The organism is Collinsella sp. TM05-37, from assembly GCF_003436455.1.
GTDB lineage: Bacteria > Actinomycetota > Coriobacteriia > Coriobacteriales > Coriobacteriaceae > Collinsella.
Map to the genome: position 1 here is coordinate 1 of NZ_QSPN01000011.1, position 12,511 is coordinate 12,511.

The window sequence follows — 12,511 nt, forward strand, 5'->3', positions numbered from 1 at the left end:
CTTTGCCGATTCGCCGGCTCGCCGGCCGGGCTGGCAAGGACTGTCCCAATATGTCGGCACTTGGGGACGTTCCTTTCCTGCCGGCACTCATTGGGGACAGACTTAAATGAGCGATTTCACTCATTTAAGTCTGTCCCCAATGAGTAGGTTGGAAAAAATTGCGCCTGTCGCTTAAAAATAGTTCACCTAGGTTTACTATTACCTTAGAAAAGTAGCAGAAGGCTAACAACGGGGGATAGCATGGCGACAAAGCGTGCCTACGTCCAGGTCAACGGACTCAAGAAACACTATGGCGACGGTGATGCACGCCTGACGGTGCTCGACGGCATCGACACGTCCATCAACCGCGGCGAGATCTGCGTCATGCTGGGGCCCTCGGGCTCGGGCAAGTCGACCTTTCTCAACCTGATCGGCGGCCTGGAGGATGCCGACGGCGGCTCCATCATGGTGGACGGCTGCGATCTCACGGCGCTCAAGCCCGCCGATCTGGGCGAGTACCGACGCCGCGAGCTGGGCTTTGTCTTCCAGTTCTACAACCTGGTGCCCGACCTTACCATCAAGGAAAACATCGAGGTCATGGCGCACCTGTCCAAAAACCCGCTCAATGTCGACGATCTGCTGCGCTCGCTGGGCCTCTACGAGCACCGCAACAAGTTTCCGCGCCAGGTCTCGGGCGGCCAGCAGCAGCGCTGCGCCATCGGCCGTGCGCTCGTCAAAAATCCGGGCCTGCTGCTGTGCGATGAGCCCACGGGCGCGCTCGACTACAAGACATCCAAGGAAATCTTGCGGCTCATGGAGGATGTCAACCGCACCTACGGCTGCACCATCATCATTGTCACCCACAATGCGGCCATCGCGCACATGGCAAATCGCGTGCTGCGCCTGCGCGACGGGCGCATCGTCGAGGACGAGCTCAACGAGTCGCCCGTCGCGGCCGCCGAGCTCGATTGGTAGGCGGCGCCATGACACCTCTCGCAAAACGTCTCCCGCGCGAGCTGCGCCGCAATATCGGCAAGTACCTGGGCATCTTTTTGCTTATGTGCGGAAGCATCGCCCTCACGTCGGGCTTTTTGCTCGCGGCGCATTCCATCGGCTGCCTCATTGACGACATGCGCGACGACTACACGATTGAGGACGGCCGCGTGACTACCTCCTTCGAGGCCACCAAAGATCAGCTCAAGGCTGCCGAAGACGCGGCTGAGGACGTCGGCGGCGTTACGTTCTACAAGAATTTCTCCATCGACGCCATCATCAAAAAGGCGGCTGGCGACGACGGCACCAAGCGCACCCTGCGCACCTACGCGCATCGCACCAAGGTTGACATTGCGTCCTACTGCGAAGGCAGGCAGCCCAAGACGGACGATGAGGTGGCAATCGACCGTGTTTTCGCCACCAACAACGACCTCGCCGTGGGTGATAAGGTCGAGCTTGAGGGCCGCACCTACACCATCTGCGGCATCATGACCCAGCCCGATAGCCAGGCGCTGTTCCTCGACAATTCGGACTTTACGGTGAACACCATCACGTACGGCGTGGCCGAGGTCACCGACGCCGGCTTTGCCGCGCTTGAGGACGCCGGCGGCGCGCCTGCCTACACCTACTCCTTTACCTTTACCGATCGCGACCTCCCCACCGCGGATCGCATCGATGCGGAGCAGGATATGGTCGAGGCGCTGACCGATGCCGATGCGCGCGTGGACGATCTGATCGATGCCGATTCCAATCAGGGCATTGGCTATGCGCGCGACGACGTGGACGGCGACTCCATGATGTGGATGACGTTGCTCGACATCATCATCGTGATCATGGCGTTTGTCTTTGTGGTGCTCACCGACGCCACCATCGAGGAGGAGAGCGCCATCATCGGCACGCTGCTCGCCAGCGGCTATCGCCGCCGCGAGATCGTTCTGCACTACCTCGCGCTTCCCGCCATCGTGGGCGTGCTCGCGGCGCTTTTGGGCACCGCGCTCGGCGTCGCGTTCTTTACCGAGCCCATGCGCGGCCTCTATTACGGTTCGTATAGCCTGCCTCCCTTCCAGGTGTACTGGAGCTGGGAGATCTTCGTGAAGTGCGCCGTGGTTCCCGCCGCCGCGCTCATCCTCATTACGCTGGTGGGCCTGCTCCGCAAGATGGGCAAGACGCCGTTGCAGTTCCTTCGTCACGAGGCGAGCGGCAAATCGGGCACCAAGCGCGGCCTGCAGCTGCCGGAGCGCATGGGCTTTGTCTCGCGCTTTCGCCTGCGCATCTTCCTGCGCAACCTGGGCAACTTCGCCACGCTCTTCGTGGGCATTGCGTTTGCGTCGCTGCTACTGCTCTTTGGCCTGGCGATTTTGCCCACGATGACGCACTACGCCGACAACCTCGAGACGAGCCTGGTCGCCGAGCATCAGTACACACTCAAGGCGCCGCTGGAGCTCGAGGGCACTACCGAGGAGCGCGAGCAGTGGTCGGCACTCGAGCGCTTGCAGTCGGTTGACGGCGCGCTGCTTTCTGCCGCCCAGGATGCCGATGACGAGCTTGACGGCGCGGCCGATGCGGCGCAGACGGCAGCCGATGCCGCGACCGCATCTCCGTCTGCCGAGAGCCTGACCGCAGCGCAGGATGCGCTTGCCAAGGTCCAGGACAAGAAGGATGCGCTCTACGCGCGCCTTGACGATCTTGCCGATGCCCTCGGCTGCAACCGCGATGAGGCCATCGATCTGATCGACAAGGCCTCTAAGATCGACACTGACAACGACGATATCCACCCGGTCAATACGACCGACAACGGCGCGGGCGCAATCGCGCAGGCCGAGAAATATGCCGTTCACCAGCTGCAGTACGACCGTGGCGACGGCAATGGCGAGGAGACGATTTCTGTCTACGGCATCTCGTCCGATTCGCGCTACTGGAAGGGCCTCAACATCGGCGATGGCCGCGTCGTCTTTGGCGGCGGTCTGCTCGATAAGTTTGGCTGGAGCGAGGGCCAGAAGGTCACGCTCAGCGACAAGTACGAGGGTGAGCATTATTCCTTTGAGTACGCGGGCAAGGACTGTGCCTGGGGCTCCAAGTCGGACATGAACATCTATATGAGTATCGACGACTTTAACGAGCTGTTCGACAACGACGCCGCCTACTTTAACGGCTATGTGAGCGACGAGAAGCTCGACCTCGACGCGCGCTACTTTGCCGGCGACACCACGCCCGACGACATGCGCGCCGTGGGTGACCAGTTCATCGGCATGATGAGCAAAATGATCGGCATGATGGTCGGGCTCGCGGTGTTTATCTTCCTGCTGTTTATGTACCTGCTGACCAAAGCGGTGATCGACCACAGCGCCCGTTCGATCAGCTACATGAAAGTCTTTGGCTATCGCGATAGTGAGATCTCGCATCTGTACATCCGCTCGATCACGCTGTGCGTGGCGGCGTCGCTCGTGCTGAGCCTGCCGGTCATTATTGGCTCGCTCACGGCCATCTTCCGCTCGATGCTGCTCGCCTACAACGGCAATATCGAGATTTACGTGCCCACTTGGTCCATGGCGGCGTGCGTGGGCATCGGCTTTGCAACTTACCTGGTCGTGGCGCTGCTACACACGCGCTCTATCAAGCACGTCAGCCTAGCCGAGGCCCTCAAGGTGCAAGAGTAGTCATCGGGGACGTTCTTGAACGACTAGTCATCGGGGACGGTCTTTGCCGATTCGCCGGCTCGCCGGCCGGGCTGGCAAGGACTGTCCCCAACTGCCGGAAGGGAGGCACTCATTTAAGTCCGTCCCCAATGAGTGGTTTCACTCATTTAAGTCTGTCCCCAATGAGTGCCTAACGACTCGGTGTTGCGCTTGACTTCGACCCTACTTCAACGGGTACCATCCTCTATGTCTGTAACGCCATATAGACCGAGGGGATATAACTATGACCGCAACTGCACCCACAGCACCCGCTAAGGTGTACTTTACCAACCTGCGCACGCATGCTCGCGAGAGCCAGCTCGACAAACTCAAGCGCCTCATTCGCCGCGCCGGCATTGAGCAGATCGACTTCGAGAACAAGTTTGTCGCCATCAAGATTCACTTTGGCGAGCTGGGCAACCTGAGCTTTTTGCGCCCCAACTACGCCCGCGCCGTCGCAGACGTCGTGAAGGAGCTGGGCGGCAAGCCCTTCCTCACCGACTGCAACACGCTCTATGTGGGCAGCCGCAAAAACGCGCTCGAGCACATCGATACCGCCTACCAGAACGGCTTTACCCCGTATGCCACGGGCTGCCAGATCATCATCGCCGACGGCCTCAAGGGTACCGACGAGGCGCTCGTCCCGGTCGAGGGCGGTGAGTACGTGCGCGAGGCAAAGATCGGTCAGGCGCTCATGGACGCCGACATCGTGATTAGCCTCACCCACTTTAAGGGCCATGAGCAGGCCGGCTTTGGCGGCGCCATGAAGAACCTGGGCATGGGCGGCGGCAGTCGTGCTGGCAAGATGGAACAACATGCCGCCGGCAAGCCGAGCGTCGATACCACCAACTGCGTAGGTTGCCGTGCCTGCGAAAAGATCTGTGCGCACAACGCCATCACGTTTGACGACACGCGCGAGCGCGAGCTTGCCAACGGCAGCACCCGCACGGTTCGCGTGGCTGCCATCGACCACGATCGCTGCGTGGGCTGCGGACGCTGCATTGCGGCGTGCAACCAGGACTGCATCAAGCCCGACTATGATGCCGCGGCCGACGTACTCAACTACAAGATCGCCGAGTACACCAAGGCCATCGTCGACGGCCGCCCGAGCTTCCACATCTCGCTCGCCATGGACATCAGCCCCAACTGCGACTGCCATCCCGAGAATGACACGCCCATCGTCAACGACATCGGCATGTTCGCGAGCTTCGACCCGGTCGCCATCGACCAGGCCTGCGCCGACGCCGTCCTGGCATCCGAGCCGCTGCCTAACACCGAGCTTACCGACAGCGCGGCCAAGATGGAGCATAATCACGAGCATCTGGAGGGCGAGCAGGCCAAGGATCCCTTCTGCATCACGCATCCCGACACCGACTGGCGCGCGTGCATCGCGCATGCCGAGAAGATCGGCCTGGGCACGAGCAAGTACGAGCTCATCGAGGTCAAGTAGCACCTAACTATTGGACATATCAAGCGCTTTTGTAGTGCAACGTTAGTAAAAGCCGCCCGCGAGCACAGTGCCCACGGGCGGCTTTTCGGAAGTGCGGTGAAAAATCGAATACCGCCGACCACAAACCGTTTTTTGACAACAAAACCCCTGATAAATTGTTGGTAAAACTGTGGTCTGGTCGGGCTTCGTGCGATTTCCCCGCACTTCCGAAAACAGGGGGTCAGATAGACAAGTAAACCGTACTATTTGCCTAAAAATTCTCGTCGAGGAAGCTGTCGACCGTGTTCCAGTAGAGTTCGGGGTCGACTTGCGCGCTCTTGGCATGGGTGGCGCCGTGGATAGTGAGCTTTTGCTTGACCTTGCTGGCGCACGCCTCGTAGTTTTGGTCGAGCATGCTGTACGGTACAAAGGTGTCTTGGTCGCCGTGGATAAATAGCATGGGAACCGTCGCGTGTTTGAGTTGCTCCACACTGCTCGCCTTATGAAAGTCGTAGCCCGCGCGCACGTTGCACACCAAGTTTGCTACATCGAGCAAGGGAAAGCTGGGCAGGCCGAACACGTCCTTGAGCTGCAGAGAAAACTCGTCCCAAACACTCGTATAACCACAGTCCTCGATAATGCATTTCACGTTGGACGGCAAAGATTCCCCCGCGACGTCCATGGCGGTTGCCGCACCCATCGACTCGCCAAAGACCAGGATGCGCGCCTCGGGGTCAGCCTGAACGATCCGCCCAATCCATGCAACGACATCGAGCCGCTCGGGCCAGCCCATGCCGATATAGTCGCCGCCGGAGCGCTCGTGGGCACGGGCGGCAGGCGCGAGCACGTTCATGCCGCGGTCATGGAATCGTTTGGCGTATCGGGCCATACCGATGGGCTCATCGGTGAATCCGTGTAGGCAGATAGCGTAATTGTGCGTGCTCTCTGGGGCGGCAAAATACCAAGCGGAGAGCTCGGTTCCGTCATCTGCGGTGAGGCTGCTGCTCTCGCGGTTCTCTTTAAACCATGCCCGCGCCTCGGTTCCCTCGGCATCCGGCTGCTCACTTTCTTTGTCGTCCTTGCCGTCCTGCATCATCTTCATGGTGTATGGCGCGCGGGGATTCAGCGCGAAGTCAAACAGAAAGTTGCCGGCAAATCCGAGCAGCACAATGACAACCACCAGTGCAACGATGCCGGCTATCTTGAGCTTTCGATGGGAATGTTCGTTTTGAGCCATGCGGTATTCTCCTATAAGATGTTAATACATCAACATTTAAAACAAGCGCATTATGGATGTTCGCCGTTGATGCGTCAACAAGCAAAGAATGGGTAAACAAAGGGTCACGTATGGTGCAAATTTCGCACGTACCCAGACGCTTTGATATAGTGTTGAGAACTCTTTACATTGGAGGATGTAACCGGCATGTCCGATTCGAGCGACAGTTCCAAGCCGCGACCCAAGATCGCGGCCGTTCCGCACTACACGGTGGGCGAGGAGATCATGAACTCCGTCACCCATGGTGTCGGCTGCTTGCTGGGTATCGCGGGTCTGGTGCTCCTGATCGTATTCGCTGCACTGCGCGGCGGTGGCCCGGCCCACATGGCCGCGGCAATTGTCTATGGCGTCAGCATCATCCTCGAGTACCTAGCCTCCACGCTCTACCATGCGATTCAACCCGCGCGCGCCAAGCGCGTGTTCCGCATCATCGACCACAGCTGCATCTACCTGCTCATAGCCGGCAGCTATACGCCGTTTTGCCTCATCACGCTCGCAAACGACGGCGGCGCTGTGCTGTTCTTTGCCGTATGGGCCATCGCCATTATCGGCATCGCCCTCGAGTGCTTTATGCGCGAGCGTCAACCGCACTGGGTAAGCGGCCTGGTCTACCTGCTGATGGGCTGGCTCGTTGTCTTTAAGCTGCCCGAACTTGTGGCGCTGCTCAACCCCGTGGCACTTGCCCTACTCGCCGTCGGCGGCGTGTGCTACACCGCGGGCGTGCCGTTCTATATCGCCAAAAACGTGCGCTATCTGCACAGTGTTTTCCACTTGTGGGTGCTCGCCGGCAGCATCTTCCAGTTCATGGCGGTGATCCTCTTCGTAATCTAGCGACCGCGCCCACGGCCCCGCTCGCACGGGCGACCGGCGCAATTGCCCTATCCGTCACCTACGCTTACTACCCAACGTCCCGAATCTTGGAGGTTCGAGAAACTCCCGATGGACATAACCATCTCCCTTATTACCACGCTCGTTTTAACGCTTATCAACGGCTACTTCTCCATGTCCGAGATGGCTCTCACCACGGCTAAACGCGCCGTGCTGGAGCACGATGCCGAGGAGGGCGATAAGCGCGCCGAGCGCGCCGTCCAGCTCGCCGCCGACTCCGATCAGCTGTTGGCTACCATCCAGGTCGCCATCACGCTCGTGGGCTTCGCCTCGTCCGCCGTCGCCTCGACGAGCCTGTCCGACCCGCTCGCCACGTGGCTCATGAGCTTTGGCATCGCGCCGCTTTCCGCCATCGCACGCGGCCTGGCGCCGGTCATCATCACCGTCGCCGTCGCCTTTGTGTCCATCGTGATCGGCGAGCTCGTCCCCAAGCGCATCGGCCTGGCCAATGCCGAGGGCGTGTCCAAGCAGGTCGTGGGACCGTTGTCGTTTTTCCAAAAGATCGCCCGTCCGCTCGTGTGGCTGACTGGCGCTTGCTCCGACGGCCTGGCCCGCATCCTGCGCATCAAGAGCGCCGACGACCGTCAGAACGTCTCGGAAGAAGAGATCAAGTACATGGTCTCGGAGCAGGACGACCTGCTCGACGAGGAAAAGCGCATGATCCACGAGATCTTCGATCTGGGCGACACCGTTGCCCGCGAGGTCATGGTGCCGCGCGTGGACACCACCATGTGCGAGGACGACGAGACGGTCGCCGACGTGCTGTCCACCATGCGCCAGACCGGCTTTAGCCGCATCCCCGTCTATCACGAGGATCCCGACAACGTCGCGGGCATTGCGCACATCAAGGACCTGATCCAGCCCGCGCTCGACGGCAAGGGCGACCAGCCCATCGCCGGCTTTTTGCGCGACGCCACCTTTGTGCCCGACACCAAGGACATCCTGCCGCTGCTGTCCGAGATGCAGACCTCGCACGACCAGATCGTGGTCGTCGTGGATGAGTACGGCGGCACGGCCGGCATCATCACCATCGAGGACATCGTCGAGGAGATCGTGGGCGAGATCGAGGACGAGTTCGACCCCGACAACAAGTACCTCACGCGCCTTTCGCGCCGCGAGTGGCTCGTCGATGGGCGTTTTTCGTGCGATGACGCGATTGAGCTTGGTTGGCCGCTCGAGGAAAGCGATGATTATGAGACCATCGCCGGCTGGATTTTGGAGCTTTGCGACTCGGTGCCCGACATCGGAGAGGTGTTTGAGGTCGCGGGGTACAAGTTTAAAGTGCAGTCGATGCGTGGCCAGCGCATCTCGCTCATTCGCGTGATCGCTCCGGCCGAAACCGATAAGAAGGATTCCGAGTCTTCGGTAGACGAGCCGACGACGTCGGGTGCGGGTTCCGCGAATCCGCACGACGGCGACGAGTAGGACAAGGAAGAGTAGGGGAGAGTTATGGCAGGCCTGTTCAACATCCTTAAGGTCACCGTCAGTGAGGACAAGATCTGCGCGCATGTGCTGGTGAACCCCGGCATGCCGCTCATGACCTCGGAGGACATCGAGGCCACGGCGCGCGTGTACTACCTGGTGCCCGCGATTGCCAAGCACCTGTGCCTGGGCGATTCCGGCCGCGAGTTCCAGGACTGCATGGGTCAGACCGAGCTCTGCCACCTGCTGGAGCACGTGACGGTCGAGCTTATGAACGAGACCGGTCTTGCCGGTAGCATCTCGTGCGGCCGCACGCGCGTAAGCGAGCATGACGAGCGTGTCTTTGAGGTCGAGCTTTCGTGCCCCGACGACGCACTGGCCATCGGTGCGCTGTCGTCGGCCACCTTTATGATGGACTGGGCGTACCTGCACGCCGACCAGCCTGCCCCCGACGTGGAAGGCACGGTCGCGGGCCTGCGCAACCTGGTGCTGGGCATGCGCGCCGAGGCCGAGGGCAAGGATCCTCACGAGGCCGTCGCTGCTGCGAACGGCGAAGATGCTGCCGAGGACGAGGGTGCTGACGAGGGCGATGTGCCGGTCGACGCCGAGCCCGTTGCCGATGCGACCGCCGAGCCCGTTCCCACCGAGCCCCAGGGCGCCCCCAACTTTGACGACGAGCCCCAGGTGGCGATTGATACCGAGGGCGCGGTTGCCGAGAACCACGAGGCCTCCGCTGCCGTCTTTGGCGGTGCTGCGACGGTTCCGGTAGGACCTGCGCATGAGGGCGGCCTGCCGCTCGTGGACGGCGCCGGCGAGGACCCGGGTGCCACGGTGGCCATGCCGGCTATGCCTCAGGAGTAGGCCTACGCGTTTATCGCCATCACGTACCTGCGCCTTTGCCGTACGCAGATGAGCGGAGCGGCAAGTGATGCGCTGCGGGTATAATGGACAGCATTCAAACGGTGGGCACCGACGTGCCCGCAGGAGAGGAATGATCATGGGTAAGACTTTCAGCTTTGTCTCCGGCGCACTTTTTGGTGCCGCTGCCGGCGCTATTATCGGTGTTGCTCTGGCCCCGCGCTCGGGCGCCGAGACCCGCGCCATGGCTGCCGATATCGCCAACGACGCCTGGGACAATATGCGCGACACCTACGAGCACAGCGCCGAGGAGGCCCGTGCTGCGGTGAATGACTTTGGCCCGATGGTCGACGCCAAGACCGACGACCTGCGCGCCAAGGTCGACCTGGCCCGCGAGCGCATGGACCAGCTGCGCGAGCAACTCAACGACGCCATTTCGGGCGGCAACGTGACGCCTGCCGCCGACGTCGTGGTCGAAAACGCCGTCGAGGCTGATACCGAGGCTGCGGAGCCCTCGACCGAGGCATAATGCGCGCCGGGGATTTTGTCGGCGCCAAGATCTATCGCAAGCCTACCGAGGACAAGCGCACCAAAAAGGACGGCACGCCGCGCAGCCCTAAAAAGCTCGGAAAGATTCACTTTCCGGTCTTTACCCCGGGCGGTACGCGCGTGGTCGGCTTTATGGTCCGCCAGTCCGATATCGCGGGCATGATCGAGCGTCCCGATCGATTCGTAGCGCTCGACGCCATTGGTGTCTACGAGGGCGCCATTGCGGTCGATGACGTCAAGGACACGTACGATGCCGCCGCCGCCAAGCGCCTCGACATCAACCTGGACGATTGCATCATCTGGGTCGGTATGGACGTGCGCACGGAATCGGGCGACGTCGTGGGCTATTGCTCGGACGTTGAGTTCAAGCCACGTTCGGGCATCGTGCAGGCATTCTATGTGACCGCCGGTGCTGCTTCGAGTGTTTTGGTTGGTGACACGCAGGTGCCGCCGACGATGCTACGCGGCTACGAGAACGGTGCGATGGTCGTCTCGGACGAGGTCAAGTCGCTTGGGTATTCGGGCGGTGCGGCCGCCAAGGCCGCCGAGGCCAGCGTCGTGGTGGGCGACAAGGTCAAAAAGGGCGCCAAGGTGCTCGACGACAAGGGATCGGTCGCCGTGGACAAAGGCAGTCGCGCACTGGGCAAGCAGCTCGGCAAGACGCGCGGCATGTTCAAGGCCTTTAAGGACGAATACCAAAAGGCGAGCGGAGGCTCGTCAAAAGCTACAAAATAGCGACGTACCAAATGATGGGAGGCAAGCCGGAGACCTGTTGCTCCGGCTTGCTGTGTTTATGGGGGAGGGCACATGCGCCAAAACGGATCCAACTTAAACGGGCGTTCGGGTGCGCGTCCGACGGCGCGCCGCGACCTGGGGCAGCTGCCCAGCGGTCAGCGCCGTCGCCGCCGTAAGCCCGGCGCGATGTACCTCAACCATAGCCGCGGGTTTAGCGACCGCAGCGCGCGCATCGGCAACGGGCGCTCGCCGCGCCGACCGTCCCGTCTGCCCTATGCGCTCATTGCCGTGGGCTGTGCGCTCGTGCTGTTTATCGCTGCCGTCGTGGGCTACGTCAACCGCAGCGTGGACGTGGAACTTAACGGGCAAAAGACCGCGGTGCGCGTGGGCTCTACGCTGCAGAATCTCATCGACGACCAGGAGTTGACCGATACCTACGACGCAGGCGACCTGCTGGCCGTCGATGACAGCGTGCTCAAGCGCCATGGCGGCGAAAAGCTGTCGGTTAAGGTGGACGGCAAGCGCATAAAACAGGGCAAATGGGATAGCCGCGAACTTGAGGGCGGCGAGAAGGTGACGGTCAAGGATGGCCGTAACACCTACGAGAAGCACGAGGTTCAGGCTACGGTTATCGAGCCCAAGCTCAAGGTCGAGGGCACGGGCGCTATCGAGTATGTGCAGACATGGGGTGTCCAGGGCCGCTCCGAGGTGTGGGTTGGTGAGCAGTCGGGCAAGACGCAGGACCGCGGCGAGGTTGTGCCCGCCACCGATTGCGTCGTTGCGTGCGCCAGCGTGGCGCCCAAGGGCAACAAAAAGTACGTGGCGCTGACGTTTGACGAGGGTCCGAGCGGCGCCACCAAACAGATCTTGCAGGTGCTCAAGGAAAAGGGCGTTACCGCGACGTTCTTCCTTTCGGGCGATGCGGCCGAGGCCTCGCCTGCCACGGCCAAGGCGATTGTCGATGCCGGGTGCGAGATCGGATCCAACAGCTACAGCGACGATTCGCTCAAGGGTCAGGACCGTGAGACGGTACGCGAACAGATCACGAAAGGCACCGATGCGATTAAGTCGGCGACCGGCGTGAAGACGATGCTGCTGCGTGCTCCCTACGCTGCCTTTGACGAGCAAAACTGGATTGATGCGATGGACCTGGTCTCCGCCGTGGTCTCGTGGAATATTGACTCGGGCGACTGGCTGCTCAACGGTGCCGACGAGCAGGTCTCAACGGTGCTCGATTCGGTGACGCCGGGCAATATCGTGCTGCTCACCGATAGAGACGAATGCGCCGAGCAGACGCTCGAGGCGCTGCCGCAGATTATCGACGGTCTTGTCGCCGACGGATACAAGATCGTGACGCTCAGCGACCTGGTCAAGACGGACACATCGCTCAGCAAAAAGCTCACCTCGCTGACGAAGGTCACCATGCCCAAGGACGCCGTGTTCCCCCAACTTGCCGAGGACGATGACACCACAGAGTAGTCATTGGGTAGTCGTTTAAGAACGTCCCCAAGGGCTATGTCACGGATACGTCAGCGTTTGGTATGCCTGCAATGTGCAGCGCATAAATTCGATGCCGCAGGGCGATGCTGATGCTATAGTTACTGCGGTTAATGAGGGTCAAGAGAAAGGTTACAGGTGAAATCCAAACCTCGACCATACAGTCGATGACCCCATGCAGGTGCTTTTTGCGCATGCACGGGGTGTAAG

General features: G+C 61.0%; 10 protein-coding genes. 9 read left to right on the forward strand and 1 reads right to left on the reverse strand.

Annotated elements, in window-relative coordinates; translation table 11 throughout:
• Positions 1–240: 240 nt before the first annotated feature.
• From DXD48_RS06745 to DXD48_RS06755, 3 genes are all read left to right on the forward strand, one after another.
• A complete protein-coding gene (locus DXD48_RS06745) occupies positions 241–954 on the forward strand; it encodes an ABC transporter ATP-binding protein (RefSeq protein WP_117564507.1) in 714 nt (237 codons plus the stop codon).
• 8 nt (positions 955–962) lie between these two features.
• Positions 963–3,629, forward strand: coding sequence for an ABC transporter permease (locus DXD48_RS06750; protein WP_117564508.1), 2,667 nt, complete (start codon positions 963–965; stop codon positions 3,627–3,629).
• A gap of 262 nt (positions 3,630–3,891) precedes the next feature.
• Positions 3,892–5,097 (forward strand): DUF362 domain-containing protein, encoded by a 1,206-nt coding sequence (locus DXD48_RS06755; RefSeq protein WP_117564509.1) that lies wholly within the window; start codon positions 3,892–3,894, stop codon positions 5,095–5,097.
• Between the two features lie 250 nt (positions 5,098–5,347).
• On the opposite strand, the gene DXD48_RS06760 is transcribed toward DXD48_RS06755, so the two are convergent.
• Positions 5,348–6,313: an alpha/beta hydrolase gene (locus tag DXD48_RS06760; RefSeq protein WP_117564510.1), complete on the reverse strand. Its 966-nt coding sequence runs from the start codon at positions 6,311–6,313 to the stop codon at positions 5,348–5,350.
• Between the two features lie 186 nt (positions 6,314–6,499).
• Here DXD48_RS06760 and DXD48_RS06765 point away from each other — a divergent pair, with 186 nt between their 5' ends.
• The 6 genes from DXD48_RS06765 to DXD48_RS06790 all read left to right on the forward strand — a co-directional run bounded on the left by DXD48_RS06765 (position 6,500) and on the right by DXD48_RS06790 (position 12,283).
• Positions 6,500–7,183, forward strand: a complete 684-nt coding sequence (locus DXD48_RS06765) for a hemolysin III family protein (RefSeq protein ID WP_199407916.1) — start codon at positions 6,500–6,502, stop codon at positions 7,181–7,183.
• Positions 7,184–7,291: 108 nt separating this feature from the next.
• Entirely contained in the window at positions 7,292–8,665 is a 1,374-nt protein-coding gene (locus tag DXD48_RS06770; RefSeq protein ID WP_117564511.1) for a hemolysin family protein, read from the forward strand.
• 24 nt (positions 8,666–8,689) lie between these two features.
• Positions 8,690–9,523 carry a hypothetical protein gene (locus DXD48_RS10250; protein ID WP_233502314.1) on the forward strand — a complete coding sequence of 278 codons (834 nt, stop codon included), beginning with the start codon at positions 8,690–8,692 and terminating at the stop codon, positions 9,521–9,523.
• Positions 9,524–9,659: 136 nt separating this feature from the next.
• On the forward strand, positions 9,660–10,049 hold the full coding sequence (locus DXD48_RS06780; RefSeq protein WP_099432470.1) for a YtxH domain-containing protein: 390 nt from the start codon (positions 9,660–9,662) through the stop codon (positions 10,047–10,049).
• Positions 10,049–10,804, forward strand: a complete 756-nt coding sequence (locus DXD48_RS06785; protein WP_055252569.1) for a hypothetical protein — start codon at positions 10,049–10,051, stop codon at positions 10,802–10,804. The genes DXD48_RS06780 and DXD48_RS06785 overlap by 1 nt, the downstream gene beginning before the upstream one ends.
• Before the next feature lie 72 nt (positions 10,805–10,876).
• The gene (locus DXD48_RS06790) at positions 10,877–12,283 is read left to right on the forward strand and encodes a polysaccharide deacetylase family protein (RefSeq protein WP_233502635.1); all 1,407 of its coding nucleotides are present in this window, start codon (positions 10,877–10,879) and stop codon (positions 12,281–12,283) included.
• Positions 12,284–12,511 lie beyond the last annotated feature (228 nt).

What these genes read in the sequence shown, in the direction of transcription:
- DXD48_RS06745 (WP_117564507.1), top strand. Translation starts at nt 241, where the DNA reads ATGGCGACAAAGCGTGCCTACGTCCAGGTCAACGGACTCAAGAAACAC.
- DXD48_RS06750 (WP_117564508.1), top strand. Translation starts at nt 963, where the DNA reads ATGACACCTCTCGCAAAACGTCTCCCGCGCGAGCTGCGCCGCAATATC.
- DXD48_RS06755 (WP_117564509.1), top strand. Translation starts at nt 3,892, where the DNA reads ATGACCGCAACTGCACCCACAGCACCCGCTAAGGTGTACTTTACCAAC.
- DXD48_RS06760 (WP_117564510.1), bottom strand. Translation starts at nt 6,313, where the DNA reads ATGGCTCAAAACGAACATTCCCATCGAAAGCTCAAGATAGCCGGCATC.
- DXD48_RS06765 (WP_199407916.1), top strand. Translation starts at nt 6,500, where the DNA reads ATGTCCGATTCGAGCGACAGTTCCAAGCCGCGACCCAAGATCGCGGCC.
- DXD48_RS06770 (WP_117564511.1), top strand. Translation starts at nt 7,292, where the DNA reads ATGGACATAACCATCTCCCTTATTACCACGCTCGTTTTAACGCTTATC.
- DXD48_RS10250 (WP_233502314.1), top strand. Translation starts at nt 8,690, where the DNA reads ATGGCAGGCCTGTTCAACATCCTTAAGGTCACCGTCAGTGAGGACAAG.
- DXD48_RS06780 (WP_099432470.1), top strand. Translation starts at nt 9,660, where the DNA reads ATGGGTAAGACTTTCAGCTTTGTCTCCGGCGCACTTTTTGGTGCCGCT.
- DXD48_RS06785 (WP_055252569.1), top strand. Translation starts at nt 10,049, where the DNA reads ATGCGCGCCGGGGATTTTGTCGGCGCCAAGATCTATCGCAAGCCTACC.
- DXD48_RS06790 (WP_233502635.1), top strand. Translation starts at nt 10,877, where the DNA reads ATGCGCCAAAACGGATCCAACTTAAACGGGCGTTCGGGTGCGCGTCCG.